General features: G+C 35.8%; 11 protein-coding genes and 3 pseudogenes. 10 read left to right on the forward strand and 4 right to left on the reverse strand.

What is annotated here, in order from left to right; translation table 11 throughout:
* Positions 1-105 precede the first annotated feature (105 nt).
* The 9 genes and pseudogenes from COB47_RS12035 (at position 106) to COB47_RS10730 (ending at position 10,932) form a co-directional block, all read left to right on the forward strand.
* Entirely contained in the window at positions 106-213 is a 108-nt protein-coding gene (locus COB47_RS12035; protein ID WP_237699037.1) for a cation-transporting P-type ATPase, read from the forward strand.
* A pseudogene (locus COB47_RS10695) lies at positions 201-1,091 on the forward strand (HAD-IC family P-type ATPase); the annotation flags it as partial. The gene COB47_RS12035 and the pseudogene COB47_RS10695, both read left to right, overlap by 13 nt.
* A 109-nt stretch (positions 1,092-1,200) precedes the next feature.
* A complete protein-coding gene (locus tag COB47_RS10700; RefSeq protein WP_013291378.1) occupies positions 1,201-2,208 on the forward strand; it encodes a sodium:calcium antiporter in 1,008 nt (335 codons plus the stop codon).
* A gap of 70 nt (positions 2,209-2,278) precedes the next feature.
* Positions 2,279-2,758 (forward strand): Nucleopolyhedrovirus P10 family protein, encoded by a 480-nt coding sequence (locus COB47_RS10705; protein WP_013291379.1) that lies wholly within the window; start codon positions 2,279-2,281, stop codon positions 2,756-2,758.
* A 181-nt stretch (positions 2,759-2,939) separates the two neighbouring features.
* Entirely contained in the window at positions 2,940-3,893 is a 954-nt protein-coding gene (locus COB47_RS10710) for an ABC transporter ATP-binding protein (protein WP_013291380.1), read from the forward strand.
* Entirely contained in the window at positions 3,890-4,753 is an 864-nt protein-coding gene (locus tag COB47_RS10715) for an ABC transporter permease (protein ID WP_013291381.1), read from the forward strand. Before COB47_RS10710 ends, COB47_RS10715 begins: the two co-directional genes overlap by 4 nt.
* Before the next feature lie 14 nt (positions 4,754-4,767).
* Positions 4,768-6,225, forward strand: coding sequence for a GldG family protein (locus tag COB47_RS10720; RefSeq protein WP_041742825.1), 1,458 nt, complete (start codon positions 4,768-4,770; stop codon positions 6,223-6,225).
* Positions 6,222-7,664, forward strand: coding sequence for a DUF4340 domain-containing protein (locus COB47_RS10725; RefSeq protein ID WP_013291383.1), 1,443 nt, complete (start codon positions 6,222-6,224; stop codon positions 7,662-7,664). Before COB47_RS10720 ends, COB47_RS10725 begins: the two co-directional genes overlap by 4 nt.
* A 187-nt stretch (positions 7,665-7,851) precedes the next feature.
* A complete protein-coding gene (locus tag COB47_RS10730; protein ID WP_013291384.1) occupies positions 7,852-10,932 on the forward strand; it encodes a glycoside hydrolase family 2 TIM barrel-domain containing protein in 3,081 nt (1,026 codons plus the stop codon).
* A gap of 313 nt (positions 10,933-11,245) precedes the next feature.
* On the opposite strand, the gene COB47_RS10735 is transcribed toward COB47_RS10730, so the two are convergent.
* Both COB47_RS10735 and COB47_RS10740 read right to left on the reverse strand, forming a co-directional pair.
* Positions 11,246-12,787, reverse strand: a complete 1,542-nt coding sequence (locus COB47_RS10735) for a glycoside hydrolase family 43 protein (protein WP_013291385.1) — start codon at positions 12,785-12,787, stop codon at positions 11,246-11,248.
* Positions 12,788-12,872: 85 nt separating this feature from the next.
* Positions 12,873-13,283, reverse strand: a pseudogene (locus COB47_RS10740) (extracellular solute-binding protein); the annotation flags it as partial.
* Positions 13,284-13,771: 488 nt separating this feature from the next.
* On the opposite strand from COB47_RS10740, the pseudogene COB47_RS10750 reads away from it, so the two are divergent.
* Positions 13,772-15,069 (forward strand): annotated as a pseudogene (locus COB47_RS10750) (IS110 family RNA-guided transposase).
* Positions 15,070-15,440: 371 nt separating this feature from the next.
* Here COB47_RS10750 and COB47_RS10755 read toward each other — a convergent pair.
* Positions 15,441-16,784, reverse strand: a complete 1,344-nt coding sequence (locus COB47_RS10755) for a glycoside hydrolase family 28 protein (protein ID WP_013291386.1) — start codon at positions 16,782-16,784, stop codon at positions 15,441-15,443.
* A 29-nt stretch (positions 16,785-16,813) separates the two neighbouring features.
* Positions 16,814-17,938 carry a glycoside hydrolase family 88/105 protein gene (locus tag COB47_RS10760; protein WP_013291387.1) on the reverse strand — a complete coding sequence of 375 codons (1,125 nt, stop codon included), beginning with the start codon at positions 17,936-17,938 and terminating at the stop codon, positions 16,814-16,816.
* Positions 17,939-17,948 lie beyond the last annotated feature (10 nt).

The raw sequence follows: 17,948 nt of genomic DNA on the forward strand, positions 1-17,948 counted from the left end.
TTTTAAAACACTTTAAAAGCAGCTCAAAAACACTTTTGAAAAAGGAGGGATTTGAGCTTGAATCAAAATTTTTCTGATTTTCACTCTAAAACTGTAGAGACCGTTTTGGAAAATCTCAAAACAAGTTTAAGCGGACTTTCCTTTGAAGAGGCAGAAGAAAGACTTAAAGTGTATGGAAAAAATATAATTGAAAAAGGAAAAAAGAAAAAGTAAAAGAAGTGAGAGTATATGCAAGAGTCTCTCCTGAGCACAAATTAAGAATTGTAACTAGCTGGAAAAGTCATGGCAAAATAGTTGCAATGACAGGTGATGGGGTAAACGACGCACCTGCATTAAAAGCTGCTGATATTGGAATTGGTATGGGAATAACCGGGACTGACGTTACCAAAAATGTATCTGATGTTATTTTAGCAGATGATAACTTTGCAACTATTGTTGCAGCTGTTGAAGAAGGAAGAAAGATTTACGACAATATACGAAAAACCATACAGTTTTTACTTTCTTCAAATATTGGAGAGGTTGTAACACTCTTTTTTGCAACCCTTTTAAACTGGGTGGTATTGTATCCAATTCATATCCTGTGGGTAAATCTTGTGACCGACACTTTCCCTGCTTTGGCACTGGGTATGGAAAAAGCAGAAAGTGACGTAATGAAGAGAAAACCAAAGAAAACTTCAGAAAATATATTTGCAGGTGGACTTGGCTTTTCAATCCTGTATCAAGGTTTTCTAAAAGGCTTGATAACATTATTGGTATTCTTTATTGGAAACAAATTATATGGCCACAAAACTGCCATCACTATGACTTTCATGACGCTCAGCCTCATACAACTTGCTCACGCATACAATGTGCGTTCAAACATTAATTCGCTATTCAAAATGGGTGTATTTTCAAACAAATATTTAAACCTTGCTTTTATAGCCTCGTTTTTGCTTCAGGTTGTAGTTTTAATAGTTCCTCCATTAAGGGAGTTATTTAAATTGTCATACCTCAATTTTTCACAATGGACAATCATAATCTTGGCATCACTTTCTATAATCCCTATTGTGGAAGTTGTAAAATATTTTACACGGCACTTCCACAAAGAATAATTTCAAAAACATTATCAGGCAAAAACCATTACACAGATCTTTGTTGACACTTTTTATTTGGTAGTTGTATTCTTATTAAGAAACATTAACAAAAGAAAGGGATGACAAAATGGTAGTCGGATACGTCTTAAAACTGATTATTTCTCTATTTGTGATACTTTTGGGATGTACCTTTTTTACAAATGCTGTTGAATGGTTTGGTAAAAAGCTAAACCTTGCCGAGGGAGCAGTTGGAAGCATTTTAGCTGCGGTTGGTACTGCATTACCGGAAACACTCATACCTATTATTGCAATACTTTTTGCAAAGGGTGAAAGTTCTCACCAAGTTGGAATTGGTGCAATTGCCGGTGCACCTTTTATGCTTGGAACACTTGCATTCTTTATTACAGGTCTTGCAGTAATAGTTTACACCCTGCTCAAAAAAAGAACTTTAAAAATGAATGTTGACTTGAGTGTATTTGAAAGAGACCTTACCTACTTTATAATTGTCTATGGCATTGCTGTTGCCACAACGTTTATACACAACCATAAGGTTATAAGAACAATAATTGCACTTATTCTTTTTGTTGCTTATCTTATCTATGTAAAAAAGACGCTTGCGGATAAGTCTGAAAATGAAGAAACTCAAGAGCTGGAAGAGCTGTATTTCACAAAATTTCTAAAGCTCCCAAACAATCTTCTTTGGATAAGCGTTCAGCTTATTCTGTCACTTGCTATAATAATCTTTGGTGCACACCTTTTTGTTGAATATGTGCAGAAAGTTGCCACTTTGATTGGAATCTCAGCACTTGTTCTTTCAATCATCATAACACCAATTGCAACAGAACTTCCTGAAAAGCTGAATTCTGTAATATGGATTGGCAAGAAAAAAGACACCCTTGCAATTGGAAACATAACAGGTGCTATGGTATTTCAATCATCTGTCCCTGTTGTTTTTGGTATAATATTTACTCCATGGGATTTGAAAGGAATTACAATGGTATCCGCAATTTTAGCTTTTTCGTCTGCCGTTTTAAATCTTTTGTGGGTTAAAATTAAAAAAAGCGTCAATCCATTTGCACTCTTGTTTGGTGGAGTGTTGTATATTATATTTATAGCTTATGTTTTCTGGATATAATTGTATAGATTTTTATTCCATGTTTGTGTTATAATTAAGAAAAACAAGCAAAACTTTAAGGAGAATAGCAATGAGTGATAGGGAAATACTGGAATTAATACTGGAAAAGGTCACTGTGCTTGACCAAAAGGTTGACAGGCTTGAAAAGAAAGTTGAAAGCCTTGAAAAGAGGGTTGAAAGCCTCGAAAGAAGAGTTGAGAGTCTTGAAAGAAGGGTAGAAAGCCTTGAAAAGAGAATGGATGCACTTGAGGCAAGAGTTGAAAGGTTAGAATTACAAGTTGCTGAAAACACCCAAATTCTAAAAGCTTTAGAGCACTTGGCACAGGTAAATAAAGCAGAACATGACAATTTTACTCATCAGCTTGCACGCATTGAAGGACTTCTCTCCTCTGAGATATCTAAAAACAAAGAAGAACATCAGCTGCTTTTTGTTAAGACTGAAGAGAACTCCGAGAAGATAACAAGGCTTGAAAAAGACATGGTTGTAATCGAGTCTGTTTGTGGTAAGAATATGCAAGATATAGCTTTTTTGAAGGGTGTGAAGAATTAAAGAGCATTTACATACAAAAAGCTGCCAATCTGCCTGGCAGCTTTTTTGTTTGTATCTTTGCAATATTTTCACCTCTATCTATTTTTTATTTAACAAATTGTTAACACATTGTGATATAGTTTATACTATAATTAAAGTTGTGTGCTCATATACTTTATTGATTTTGGAGGAGGGATAATTTTTGATAAAGGTAGAACACTTAACTAAAAAGTATGGCCAGCACTATGCCATTCATGACATCTCTTTCGAAGTCCAAAAAGGGGAAATTGTAGGTTTTCTGGGCCCAAATGGTGCTGGCAAATCTACAACAATGAATATAATCACAGGATATTTATCACCTACAGAAGGTACTGCATATGTTGACGGATTTGACATCTTAGAAGAACCAGAAGAGGTGAAAAAAAGAATTGGATACCTTCCTGAAAACCCACCACTTTATATGGATATGACTGTGCAAGAATACCTTGATTTTGTTAGCGATATCAAAAAGGTTGATAAGAAAGAGAAAAAAAGAAGTATGGATAAGATAATGGAAACTGTTGGCATTGCTCATGTAAGAAACAGGCTCATAAAAAATCTTTCAAAAGGATATAAGCAGAGGGTTGGTCTTGCTCAGGCTTTAATTGGCAATCCTCCTGTTTTAATTTTGGATGAGCCAACAATTGGACTTGACCCAAAACAGATAATTGAGATAAGGACTGTTATAAAAAATCTTAGAAGTGAACACACAATAATATTGAGTTCTCATATCCTGCCAGAAGTAAGTGCAGTATGTGAAAGAGTGCTTATAATTAATAAAGGCAAGATAGTTGCCAGCGACACACCTGAGAATTTATCTAAAAGACTTACTCATGGAAGCAAACTTCAAATGAGGGTTTTGGGACAAAAGCAAAAGGTTTATGGAATCCTTGAAAAGGTGCCAGGAGTAAAATACATAGAATTTATCGGACCGAAAGAACCAAACACTGTTGAAGTTATTGTTGAAGCAGAAAATAATTTGGATATAAGGGCAGATATATTCTATGCACTGAGTGAAGCAAGACTTCCTATCTTGATGATGAGAGCGGTTGACCTGACACTTGAAGAGATATTCCTGCAGCTTACTACCGAGGAGAAGGAGGCTGAAGCTGTATGAGTGCAGTTTTGAAAAAAGAGCTAAAAATATACTTTTCAACACCAACAGGCTATATATTCATGGGATTCTTCCTTTTAATCTCTGGATTTTTCTTTGCAGTGTCAAACCTGTTTTCGGCAAGCCCTAATTATACATCAGTACTGGGTAATATAACTTTTATATTCTTGGTTGTTGTTCCAGTACTTACAATGAGACTCTTGAGCGAAGAGGCAAGAACAAAGACAGACCAGCTGCTTTTGACATCCCCACTGAAACTTACTGAAATTGTACTTGGAAAGTATTTGGCTGCTGTAACTGTTTTTGTTGTTACAATTGCTGTTACTATATTATACCCAATAATTCTTTCTCTTTACGGTGATATACCTGTAGCAGAAACCTTAGGAGCATATATAGGCTTTTTCCTTCTTGGATGCTCTTTTATTTCCATAGGACTATTTATATCTTCACTTACTGAAAATCAGTTTGTTGCTGCAGTTGTAACATTTGCAGCTCTGCTTTTGACATGGGTAATAGATTGGCTTGAAAGTGCTCTTCCGACAGATAGAGTTGCAGGATTTGTGTTCGTTTTGATCCTTGTTGGGCTTGTTGGGGCATGGATTTATCTCACAATAAGGAATTTAATTATAAGCATTTCAGCAACAGTTGTAGGTGCTGCAGTATTTATTGCTGTGTACATCTTAAAACCTGAATTTTATGACAATGCTATAGTTAGATTTTTCAAGTGGTTTTCGCTTTTAAGCAGATACCAAAAATTTACAAATGGACTTCTGGACTTATCATCAATAGTTTACTATCTATCTTTTATATTTGTATTTATATTCCTCACTATAAGAGTACTTGAAAAAAGAAGATGGAGTTAAAAAAGGGGGAAGAAATAGTGAAGCTTGATTTTAAAGCTATTAAAAGTTCATTTAAAACAAGAAAGTTCAAATATGGCGGATACGCTGCTATGCTAACTGCATCTGTTATAGCTATACTGATAGTATTGAACCTTCTTGTGGGACAAATTCCGGCAAAACTTGATCTTACACACAACAGACTTTATTCACTTTCAAAACCTACAGTTGACCTTTTGAAAAACCTAAAAAAAGATGTTACAATTTATGCTCTTTTCCCTACCGGAAATGAAAATCCTGTGATCTCTGAGTTCATACAGAAATATGCTGAGAAATCTTCACATGTAAAGATTAAATACATAGACCCTTACAAAAATCCAGGATTTGTTAAAAAGTACGATACAAGCGGTTCTGGCATTGATGAGGGTTCGCTTATTGTCGAAAGCGGAAATAAGTTTAGAGTAATCAACAGATACGACATGGTTGATTACTCATATAATGAACAGACAGGTGAATCAAATGTAACAGGTCTTACAATAGAACAAAAACTTACACCTGCAATCTTGTATGTTACATCGGACAAAAACCCTGTTTTGTACGAGCTAAAAGGTCATGGAGAGGACACGCTGGTTAGCCTTGGCGTTTCAAGTGAGATTGAGGCTGCAAACTATGAAATAAGAGATTTGAATCTTCTTACTGAAAAGAGCGTACCTCAAGATGCAACAGCTGTTGTAGTAATCTCTCCAAAAACAGATATCTCAGACATTGAGCTAAAAAAATTAAAAGACTATATAAATGGCGGCGGACGTGTAATGTTTTTAATGGATCTATTGAAAGATGAACTCAAAAACTTCAACAGCCTGTTTGAAAGTTTGGGAGTAAGACTTGAACATGGAATTGTCATGGAAGGTGACAATAACTACAACGCAGGAAATCCTGTGTGGATACTGCCAAAGCTTGAATCACACGATATTGTAAACCCAATTGATATTAACAACATGTATATGCTCATACCAAATGCTCAGCCAATTGTTGAAACAAAGTTCAAGAAAAGAACAATCACCATCGAAAAACTTCTTACAACAACATCTAATTCTTGGCTCAGAAAAGATTTGAACTCAACATCGCTTAACAAAGAAAAAGGTGATGAGAGCGGTCCGTTTACTCTTGCTGTTGCTATTACTGATAAAGCAGATGCTCTCAATGCAAAATTAAGACCAAGAGATGCAAAAATTGTTATAGTTGGCAACGCAACATTTTTGAACAGTCAGTTTTCAAAAAGTGTTCCGGGGAATCTGAACTTTGTTATAAATGCTCTCAACTGGCTTCAAGATAAAAAAGATACTTTGCAAATTCAGCCTAAGGATCTCACAACCTTTAGACTAAATATTAGTACTACCCAGGCTATGATTTGGGCAGCAATCACTGTTATTGGAATACCTATTGTTATTTTGATATTAGGTCTTACAATCTGGCTGAGGAGGAGACATCTATGAGAAAGAAAAAAAACAGGCTTTTTACAGCTATATCTGTTCTTTTAATTTTAGTACTTGTAATTGGTGCATATTTCTACGTAAGCTATATAAATAAAAAAAAGAAAGAGGCTGAAGAAAAAAAGTCTCCATCTACTATATGGATAGCAAACTTTGACAGAAATAAGATTACAAAGATTGATATCAAGCACGATGATATTCACCTTGTGCTTGAAAAAGTCAAAAACAAGTGGATTGTAAATGGAATCAATAACCCTCTTTATTTTGACCAAGACAAGATAGACGACATAGCATTTTCGTGTGCCCAAATGACAGCCGAAAAAATAGCTGACACTAACCCTAAAGACCTCAAAAAATACGGGCTTGACAATCCAAAATCAATTGTTGAGGCAACTTTCAGCGACGGGAAAAAAGTCACATTTTATCTTGGTTCTGAAACGCCAATAACTTCCACTTATTATTTAATGAAAAAAGGCGACCCAAAAGTCTATGTTGTGTGGACAAACCACGCAGAAAACTTTACTGTAAAACCTCAGAAGCTTTTGAGTGTCAAAATACCAGAAATAGATACGCAAAATATTACCTATGTCAAACTTGTCAGAAAAGGTCAGCCTACAATTGAAATTAAAAAAGTTGATGAAAAGAATAAAGAAGATAATGAATGGAAATATTATGTGAGACTCTGGAACCTTGTTCAGCCATACAGCCAGCCAGTGGGAGTCGCAAGCGATAAGTTTTCAGAGTTCATTGAAAATGTTCCAAACTTCAGTCCTGAAGACATTGTAGGCGAAGATGTTTACAATCCTAAGTACGGACTGCAGTCACCAAGAATTGAGCTCATCGTAAAGGATAACAAAAATACTTTGCATCTTTTTGTGGGTAACAATGTAGATGATTCAACTGTTTACTGTAAAATGGCAGACTCAAAAGTTGTATTTACAATGTCAACTTATAAGACTGAATTCATGAACACCATAAAACCATTTGACCTTATCGAAAAGTTTGCCTATATTGTAAACATCGATTATGTTGACAAGATTGAAATCTTTACTAAAGAGAAGAAACATACACTTATACTTGATAAAAAGCTTATTAAAAAAGCTACAAGCGAAGAAGAATCTGATGAGTACAAATACAATTTCCAGGCTGACGGAAGAAAGATTGATGAAGATACTTTCAAAAAGTTCTATCAGGAAATCATTGGTCTTTTAATTGACGGTGAAAATGACAAAAAACCGACAGGCACACCTGAGGTCACTATGAAGTTCTATCTTGTCAACAAAAAGGTTGATGTGATGGAGTACATTCCTTACAACGACGACTTTTACATGGTTGTTCGAAATGGAAAGTCTGACTTTGTGATTGCAAAAGAACAGGTTCAAAAGATGCTGAAAGATTTAGAAGACTTGGTTGCAGGCAAGTACAAACCGCCTGAAAACTAAAAGTTTAAAACAGTAAGGCTGTCGAAACATTACGACAGCCTTTGTTTTTATTTATATGTAATGTATTTTTGCTTAATATCTTTATATCATTTTTAGTTTTTTGATATTGTATGTGCACCTGCTAATAAATTAAAATGAATAATGTATATAAAAACGATAGTTATTTTAAAAATGTGAGGTGAAATTTATGCTTGACAAAAATTATTATCAAAACCCCAAAATTCAACACATAAATATGGAAGAGCCAAGAAGTTCTTTTATACCCTTTGACAATCCCCAAAATGCTTTAGAAAACGAATGGGAACTCTCAAATTCTTTCAGGCTACTGAATGGAAAGTGGTATTTTAAACTTTTTGATATGCCGTGCAAGGTGACAGAAGATATAATCTTGGCAGATCCAAAAACCTGTAATTTTGACCAGATTATTGTCCCCAGCAACTTCCAGATGTTTGGTCACGACATACCAATTTATTCAAATACCCGATACCTAATCCCTGTTGACCCACCATTTGTGCCAGATATAAACCCAACAGGTGTTTATAAAAGAGATTTTTATATTTCCAAACAAGACTTAGATAAAGAAGTATTTATTGTATTTGAAGGGATAGACTCAGCATTTTATTTGTTTATAAACGGTTGCTTTGTTGGTTTTTCAAAGGTTTCTCACATGATGCATGAGTTTGACGTCACAAAATTCATAAAAGAGGGTACCAACACCATCACAGTTGTTGTTTTAAAATATTCAGATGGAACTTATTTGGAAGACCAGGACAAATGGCGAATGAGCGGAATATTTAGAGATGTGTATCTTCTTTTGCGACCAAAGGTATTTGTAAGAGATTTATATTTAAAACCAGTTTTGAGTGATGACCTCAAAGAAGGATACTTGAGTGCTGAGATTGAAATTGAAAACAGAAGCAATGAGCAAAAAGAATTCAGCATAGAAGTGCAAGTCTTCTTTGATAAAACTTTAATTAAAAGCTCAAACAAATCACTTGGGCTTTCTGCCTCTGGCAAGCAAGAGATCACTTTTGAATTTCAAATTGAAAGTCCAAGACTGTGGAGCGCAGAAACACCGAACCTTTACACATTTCTTGCAATCTTAAAGGATGTTGATGGAAACATTTTAGAAATTATCCCGCAGAGCTTTGGTTTTAGGAAGATAGAAATAAAGGATGGGGTATTTTATTTAAACAACGTACCTATAAAGTTAAAAGGTGTCAACAGACATGACATGCACCCGAGAGTTGGATTTGCAGTAACAAGAAAGATGATGCAAGAGGACATAACTTTGATGAAACAACATAATATAAACTGTGTGAGAACCTCACACTATCCCAACCATCCTTATTTTTTAGAGCTATGCGACAGATTTGGTATTTATGTGATTGATGAAGCTGACTTGGAGACACACGGATTTGGAGCGGTTGGTGACTGGGGACTTTTAGCAAAAGACCCATTATGGGAAGATGCGTTTGTCGAAAGGGCAAAGATGATGGTAAAGAGGGACAAAAACCATCCATCAATCATCATGTGGTCGCTTGGAAACGAGTCTGGCTATGGCCCAAATCACGATAAAATGGCACAGTGGATAAGGTCATATGATAAAAGCCGCCCTATTCATTATGAAAGTGCCCGCAATGCCGAGGTTGTAGACATCGTAAGTGTGATGTATCCACCAGTTGAAAAACTTGAAGAAGAAGGCAAAAAGATAGAAAGACGTCCATTTTTCATGTGCGAATATGCACATGCGATGGGAAACGGGCCTGGAAATCTCAAAGAGTACTGGGATGTGATATACAAATACCCAAGGCTTTTAGGTGGATGTGTGTGGGAATGGGCAGACCATGGAATTTTGACAAAGACACCTGATGGGAAAGAGTACTATGCCTACGGCGGGGATTTCGGCGATGAGCCAAACGATGGTAACTTCTGTATAGATGGACTTCTTTTCCCCGACAGAACTCCATCGCCCGGGATGATTGAGCTGAAAAAGGTTTATGAACCAGTTGTAATTGAACTTTTAAGCAAAGAAGAAGGTACTTTTAAAGTTACAAACAGGTATGATTTTATATCTTTAAACCACATTGAGGTTGAATGGGAATTGCTGTCAAACGGCAGGATTGTGAAAGAGGGCTCTGTTGATGTGAGCGATATTCTTCCCCACTCTTCAAAAGAGGTAAAAATTGAGGAAGTCAAAGAAGTTTTAGAAAGCAGCAGGGAAGAACTTTTCATTACCTTCACAGCAAAGCTTAAAAACTCCACAGCCTGGGCAAAGAGGGGGTTTGTTATAACAAAATCTCAAATTGCACTTAAAGAATACACTTCTCAAGATGCTGTGCAAAAAATTGATAAGGCAAATTCTATCTTTTCTAAGCAAAACAGGTTTGAAGTAGTTGATTTTCCTGACAAAGTAGCAGTTTTTGCAGGCAACACAAAAGCAGAGTTTTGCAGATGGACAGGTGATTTAAAAAATCTTGAGCACAATGGTCATGAATTTATAAAATCCTCGCCAAGATTCAATCTTTGGAGGGCTCCAACAGACAATGATGTTCATATCAAAAACGAATGGATAAAAGCTGGCTTTGACAAACTTCAAAGAAGAATTGTAAATGTCAGCCTTGAAAAAAACAGCAAGTATTTTAAAGTAGAATCAACTTCGGTATATGGTGCATATTCAGTAAAGCCTGTACTTGAAGTAAGTATTAGCTACAAGATTTTCAAATCGGGAATTGTAGAGACAAATGTATATGCGCGGGCTCTAAGAGAACTTCCGCCACTTCCAAAGATAGGACTGCAGTTTATGATGCCAAAAGAGTTTGAGTATGTCAAATATTACGGAAGGGGACCTCATGAAAATTATCCTGATATAAAACAAAGTGCAATTGTAGGAATATATGACATGGCTATAAAAGACATGTATGTTCCATATATAATGCCCCAAGAATATGGAAACAGGTGTGACGTTAGATGGGCTTTTGTATATAACATCCATGGGATAGGACTTTGTATTAAAGGTGTACCAACGTTTAACTTCAGTGCAAGAGAATATACTGATGATGTTCTCACAAAAGCAAAACACACGTATGAGCTTACAAAAGCTGACGGGATTGTTGTGAATGTGGACTTTAAGATAGGCGGTATTGGAAGCCAGAGCTGCGGCCCCGGCCCGCTTGAAAAGTATTTAATCAAAGATGATAAGTTTGAGTTTTGCTTTTATATGATACCGGTTGATAGCAATAGCTTAGATGTTGAAAAGCTGTTGTAAAAAATCAAAAGGGCTTGTCCAAAGTTTATGAGATGAGTGACATAGTAAAAACTGCTAATACAAGAGTTGCAATTAACCTTTTACTTTTAATCAATTTGACTTCCTCCCTTCAATGTTTGTTCTGTTTTAATAGATTTGATTGTGCAATTTTATAATAACATGGTCAAATATATTTAAAAAGGCTCTTTACTTTACAATAGGTATCATAAAATTACTTCTTTGTATTGTTTATATAATATAAAAAAGGGATGTTCGTTTGCATATTATTACTAAATGAACATCCCTTTTATTCTTGAGAATATTCTATTATTTTTTAATTTATTTCAAATATAAAATAATCGAATTCAGCAAAATCTTTTTCAAGAACTTTTCCTTCAACATCCCTGTTCACACAAAACAGACCAACCTTAGAACCTGTCCATATATCTTCTTTAGGAACAAATTCAATTCCGAATTTAAAAAATTCTGTCCCATCAAAACTATATAAAAACTCACTATTAGCACATTTTCTCATTCTAAGCTTTAAATATATTTCATTTTGGTTTATTTTCTCGCTTACAGTAATTTTTTCATAAACCTTATTACCTGAAACTTCACCCAAAATCTGTATAAGGTAGTTACCATCCTCTCTTTTTTCAATTCCTATTGCCGAATATTTGTACCCACTTACAATAAGTCCTGAAAAAGTTCCTTTTGTATTGAAATTCACCTTCATTTTTGTTACAACTTCAAACTCTTCGGCTGGTATCTTTTGAAGCAATAAATTTGGCATATAAAATATGCTCTTCTCTTGTTGTAAACTACTTTTACAAACAGCAAAAAGCTTCAATACACTCTTTTTGTTATCAATAATATACCATTCATCCTTCGGGTTTGCGTGCCACTGCCATGCCAACGACAGTTCCTCTTTATCAAAATGATCTGAACATTCTATATAAAAATGGCAACTTTCTTCCTCAGTTGAAGGTTTTCTGTATTCTAAAACTGGTTCCCCAATCCCATCTTGATTCTGATCTACCCCTATTATACACCAATCATCCTCAAACCAAGTCATAGGTTGAAGATGTACAATTCTTCCGTATGGACCCTTCTGCTGAAAATGTACAAACCAATGCTCGCCTTTTTCAGTCTCAACCCACGCACCCTGGTGCGGACCATTTATTGATGTATTTCCCTGGTGCATCACTATCTTTTCTTCATAAGGTCCATAAATGTCTTTAGACCTTAAAACAGTTTGCCATCCATTTTTTACACCACCTGCCGGCGCAAATATGTAATAGTAACCATTTCTCTTGTAAAGTTTTGGACCTTCTATTGTCGGCTGAGTAACTGACCCGTCAAATATTATCCTGCCTTCATCTAAAACGCTTAGTCCATCTTCTGACAACCTTGATATACAGAGCTTACTGTTAAATCCCACTCTGCTTTTCGCAAATGCATTAACAAGATACGCTTTACCATCATCATCCCAGAAAGGACATGGATCTATCCACCCTTTTGCTCTTTTTACTAGCACTATATCCGACCACTTTCCAAATGGATCATCCGTATAGCAACAAAATATTCCATCATCTGGCATACTAAAATATATGTAAAACCTGCCATTGTGATATCTTATTGCTGGTGCCCATATACCCTTTCCAATCTGAGGTGTGTCATATTCAGGAGAGGGAAGTTTTTTCACTGCATAGTTTACAAGTCTCCAATGAACAAGATCTTTTGAATGTAAAATAGGAAGCCCTGGAACACAGTTAAAACTTGAGGCAACTAAAAAATAATCATTCCCCACCCTTATTACATCCGGATCCGAATAATCTGCATGAATTATTGGATTTTTATATTTTTCTATTTCCATTAATAATTTTCGCCTCCACAAAGATAATTTAATTATAAGGAGACTTCAGGATTTTTCATCCCAAAGTCTCCTTTTTTTCAGATACCTATTGCTTTATATACCTGTCATAAGCATTTTGATAGATCTTTATTGCTTCATCTATTTTCATTCTCTTCAATGTCTTTACAAATGCATCATAATTCGAATACTTTCCTGTCATCATCTTTAAGAACATTTCATCATAAAATGTGTTAACTGCATTCATAATATTTGCAAGCTTGCTTGATTCATCAGGTGTAAAGAATAACGACAAAGGAGGTAATGCAATCTCATTTGTAACTTTAGACCAATTCTTTGAAGCCTCTTTTTGTTGAGGAAGCATAAAAGATATCTGCAAACTGTATTCTCTCGATTGCACATATGGTCCCAAAATAGGAACGTATTTAGCCAGTGCTTCCTTAGGTCCAAGCTTCGGATTATTTAAAATCTCATCAGTATACAAATATCTTCCATTCTTGTATAATTATTTTCGTAAGGCACATCAAAAAAATTCTAATAAAATAACAACCAAAGTTTCGGTTAACATAAGATTTTGAGTCTCATCAATTAAAGTAACATTTCTAATCCTTCCTCTTTGAGAGGAAAGCAGCCTAAAATCACTTCCTGCTGCTTGTGGCTTCTCATCTTTGGCCACTTTTAAAAGCATTATTTTTAACGCTGGCCTTTTGTCAGCCATGCTAACTTTGATATAATTCTTTCTATCTGGGCATGGAATTTATCTGCACTCGCCTCCTGGGAGCAGAAGCTTCCTTCCGTATACTCGCCCAAAAGACTATTATTCCATTCCAGGTAAGTCTAAACTATTTGTGGCTAAAGGCCAGCTTAAATCTTAGTTTAAGCTGGTTCCTCTATCTACTGCCCAAGGTTGTATACTTACCTTCGCTCGGAATGGAAAACTCATGCCCTAATTCAATTTTAAAATCACTTGCGAGGAGGTCTTATGCTATGAACTTAAAACCTTTTGCCGGGATTGATGTCTCTAAATATTTCAGTGAAATGGTGGTTATCTCTCCTACAAATGAAATACTCACTCGCTTGACTATCCGTCACAACAATCCCTCTGACTTTGATAGGGCTATTGAAATCCTCAAAAAAGTTGAAGAGGATTTTGCGGCTCGCCCTACCATCGTCATCTCAAGCCACAGGGCATTACCACAAAATCCTCTCCCGCTTCTTTACTTCTAATGGCTGGGATGTTGCAATTATCAACCCCATCCAATTCTCACTTCTATCAAAAATGCGGGAGGAAGTCAAAGTAAAAAATGATAAAATCGATGCCCTGTGGATTGCCTTAACCTTCAGGCTTACTAACTCTGCTATAGCACAACCTTCATCTGAAACCCTCGATTGCTTGAAAAACTTATGCCGTCAGTATTACAACCTCAGCGATGAGTTAACCTCTTACAAATACAGACTTATATCAACCGTTGACCAAATTATGCTCAACTTCAAAGAGGTCTTCCCCGATATTTGCTCTAAAACATCTTTGGCTATACTTGAAAACTACCCTACTCCAAACGATATCCTAAGCGCTGACAGTGAAAAACTTATTTCCATCATTCAACAAACTTCTAAAAAAAGCTATCAATGGGCTAAAGAAAAATATGAACTTCTTATCGAAAAAGCTAAACAGTTTAAACCTTTTTCTATATCTTGACTTGGCAACTGTTACTATGCTTAAAGTCTATATTAACATAGTCTTGACTTTGCAACAGAACATCGACAAAATTTTTGAAGCCATAAATCAGCTTGTTCAGCAGTCTTCACAGACTCAACCTTCAATATCTGAAAATATTAACCTTCTTCAATCTATCCCCGGCATAGGTTTTCTCACTGCCGCAACTATCCTTGCTGAAATAGGTGATTTCAAAAAATTTTCAAAACCCAACAAACTTGTTGCTTTCTTTGGCATTGATCCTTCCGTAAATCAATCCGGGCAATTTGTTGGTTCAAAAAACAAAATGTCTAAACGTGGCTCTAAAATCTTGCGAAGAATCTTATTTACAATTGCTCTTGCTAATATCAGAACCAAAAGAGACTCTAAGCCTTGTAATCCTGTACTCTTCGAATACTATCAGAAAAAGTGTCAACAAAAGCCCAAAAAAGTTCTATTTTGTGCTGTCATGAGAAAAATTATTTGTATCATCTTTGCTGTCATGCGCAATAAAAAACCTTTTGAACTTAGAACTCCTGAAGAACATATTCAAAGATGCTTTAATAAGACTGCTGTTTATTGCGTATAAATAATTGTTTTATTAACAAAACATTGGTTAACCATAATACGTGCTCAGCCTCCATATATTATGTCAACTTCTAATGGATGGCTTACCTTTTTATACCCTTTTAAAAGGATTTTACACCATAAAATGTTATCAAAAATTTTTTAAAAAACTCTTGACTTTAATTAGCTGGTCTTCATTTGTTTGGTATTTTCCTAATATATACAATTTTTCAATCTTTTTTTCTTTGAACACACCCCCATTTTTATGTGATAATATTAATAGTTTGGTGAAAAATTTTTAATAACTGGTTATTTGAAGATCTATTTTGTGAACAGGGGTTAGGGTCCTCGGCTTTAAGTTTCTTCACTCTAACCCCTGTCTTTATTTTATCTCTACTCAGCAACCAAATTAGATACGTTATCCAAACTCAAAATCCTCCCATAATCTGCTGTATCTTTTGCCCTGCACCTGTAAAACTCTACATTCTCACAATTGTTAAGTTCAAATGCTGCACCTTCCTGATTAATCACAGAAACATTCATGAATCTGATATTTTTAACAGTATTTATTACAAACCCTCTTTTTGCCATTGGCTCTAAATAGCTCATCATGGCAGGAAGTTCAGGTTCAGGGTTTTGTGCCATCTCAACTGTAACATTAGAAAATACAACATCTTCGATTGGCATCTCGGTAAGACCATATAAAAAGCCTGCTGCAGCTCGTGCCTCTCTCACAACAACATCGCTTATATAAATTCTTCTTACCACTGGAGTTGTACTGTCTACAGGATAAGGTGACTTGTCCCAAACCTTCTTTTCTTTCCCGCCTTTGCCGCAATGATAATACATATAAAATGCAAATGGACACATTACATTTTTCATAACAATGTTTGAAACTCTTATATCCTCAACAACTCCTCCTCTTCCACGTCGGGTTTTGATTCTTATTCCTCTGTCTGTCCCCTCAAAAACGCAGTTTGAGATAACAACATTCCTAACGCCACCGCTCATCTCACTACCAATAACAACCCCGCCATGCCCGTGCGCCATGATACAGTTTGTGATGGTAATGTTCTCACAGGGTATCCTTTCTTTACAGTCCTCTGTCCCGGATTTTAATGTTACGCAGTCATCACCAACATCTATGTAACAGTTTGAAATTCTCACACCTTTGCATGACTCAGGATTTATCCCATCTGTGTTTGGCGAATCATAAGGATTTTGAATTTTAACATTATGAACTGTAACATTCTGGCATTCTATAGGATTTACTGTCCAGCTTGGAGAGTTTACTATCTTTATTCCTTCGATGGTTACATTATTACATCTGTAAAAACATATAGAACGAGGTCTTGGATATTTAAGCTCTTTATCCCTGTGAAGACGCCACCATTTCTCGCCCTGTCCATCAATAGTGCCAAATCCAACAACCGCAACGTTTTCAGCATTTTCAGCATATATCAGTGGAGAATAAACCTGCATTTCTTCGCCTTCCCAGCGTGTATATACAAGCGGATAATCTTCTATGTCCTGTGAAAACTTTAGCACAGCACCATTTTCTATATAAAGTGTCATGTTACTTTTAAGATGAATTGGACCTGTATGATATATACCTGCCGGGACAAAAATTGTTCCCCCACCATGCTTTTCACACGCTTCTATTGCCCTTTTAAAAGCTTCTGTGTCCTTGTCAATGCCATTACCCTTTGCTCCAAACTCAACAACATTTACAACCATCTTCCCCTTTGACCTCCTGTTTTAGAAACTTACTCAAAAAGCCTTTCTACCCATGCACTTGCTTTCAAAAATGCTCCAATACCTTTTAGGTCATTTGTCTTTATTGGTTCACTGATATAATACTCATACGACCCATCTCTGTACGGATTTCCACCAAGTCCTGCAACCATACAAACTCCATTGAGATTTAAAAGCCCGTTCTCATCCTCTTCAACAAACCTGTAAATTATCCCCTCATATGCTCTTTCAAGTGCTTTTATATAACTTGAGTCCAAATATCCCTTTTCTATTCCCTTTGCAAGTGCATATGCAAACATGCATGAAGCTGAAGCCTCAGGATAGTTTCCATTTCTGCCTATAAAGTTAACAACCTGATACCAAACACCTGTCTCAGGGTCTTGATACTTCAAAATAGCGTCAATAAGCTGCTTGAAAATAGATAAAATGGTTTCTCTTGACTGATGATCTTGGGGTAGAAAGTCAAGCACATCAACTATTGCCATTGCAAACCAGCCCATTGCTCTTCCCCAGAAATTTGGAGAACAACCTGTGATTTTATTTGCCCATTTCTGCTGTCTACTTTCATCCCATCCGTGAAAATGCAAACCTGTAATAGGGTCTTTTGTATTTTTTGCACAGAGAATAACCTGTTTTGCAACATCATCGAAGATATCTTCAGCTTCATCCTGCCCTATAAGTGTTGCATACTCGGCATAAAAAGGTGAACCCATGTAAATTCCATCAAGCCACATCTGATGAGGATATATGTTTTTGTGCCAAAACCCACCTTCTGTTGTCCTTGGATGAGTTTTGAGCTGACTTCTGAGAAGCTGTGCTGCTTTTCTATACTTTTCCTCTCCTGTTTTTCTATATAAAAACAACACTGCTTTCCCGTTGTTTATATGGTCTATATTGTACTCTTCGGGTGAGTACTTCTTTATACTTCCATCATCCTGAACAAAATAATCTATATTCTTTTTTATATATTCAAAGTACTCTTCATTTCCTGTGTTTTCATATATATATTCAAAACCCTTGAAAACTACACCGTAATCATACTGCCACTTATCTGTAAGTTCCGGAAACTTTGCAAGCACACTGTTTGCCATTCTTACCGAATAATTTGCCTTTGCAAATTGTTTTAATTTTTTCATTCCTCAATCC

This window comes from Caldicellulosiruptor obsidiansis OB47, from assembly GCF_000145215.1.
In the GTDB taxonomy this organism is placed as follows: domain Bacteria; phylum Bacillota; class Thermoanaerobacteria; order Caldicellulosiruptorales; family Caldicellulosiruptoraceae; genus Caldicellulosiruptor; species Caldicellulosiruptor obsidiansis.

Coding starts and splice junctions, on each gene's coding strand:
- COB47_RS10700 (WP_013291378.1), top strand. CDS start 1,201: ATGGTAGTCGGATACGTCTTAAAACTGATTATTTCTCTATTTGTGATA.
- COB47_RS10705 (WP_013291379.1), top strand. CDS start 2,279: ATGAGTGATAGGGAAATACTGGAATTAATACTGGAAAAGGTCACTGTG.
- COB47_RS10715 (WP_013291381.1), top strand. CDS start 3,890: ATGAGTGCAGTTTTGAAAAAAGAGCTAAAAATATACTTTTCAACACCA.
- COB47_RS10725 (WP_013291383.1), top strand. CDS start 6,222: ATGAGAAAGAAAAAAAACAGGCTTTTTACAGCTATATCTGTTCTTTTA.
- COB47_RS10730 (WP_013291384.1), top strand. CDS start 7,852: ATGCTTGACAAAAATTATTATCAAAACCCCAAAATTCAACACATAAAT.
- COB47_RS10735 (WP_013291385.1), bottom strand. CDS start 12,787: ATGGAAATAGAAAAATATAAAAATCCAATAATTCATGCAGATTATTCG.
- COB47_RS10755 (WP_013291386.1), bottom strand. CDS start 16,784: ATGGTTGTAAATGTTGTTGAGTTTGGAGCAAAGGGTAATGGCATTGAC.
- COB47_RS10760 (WP_013291387.1), bottom strand. CDS start 17,938: ATGAAAAAATTAAAACAATTTGCAAAGGCAAATTATTCGGTAAGAATG.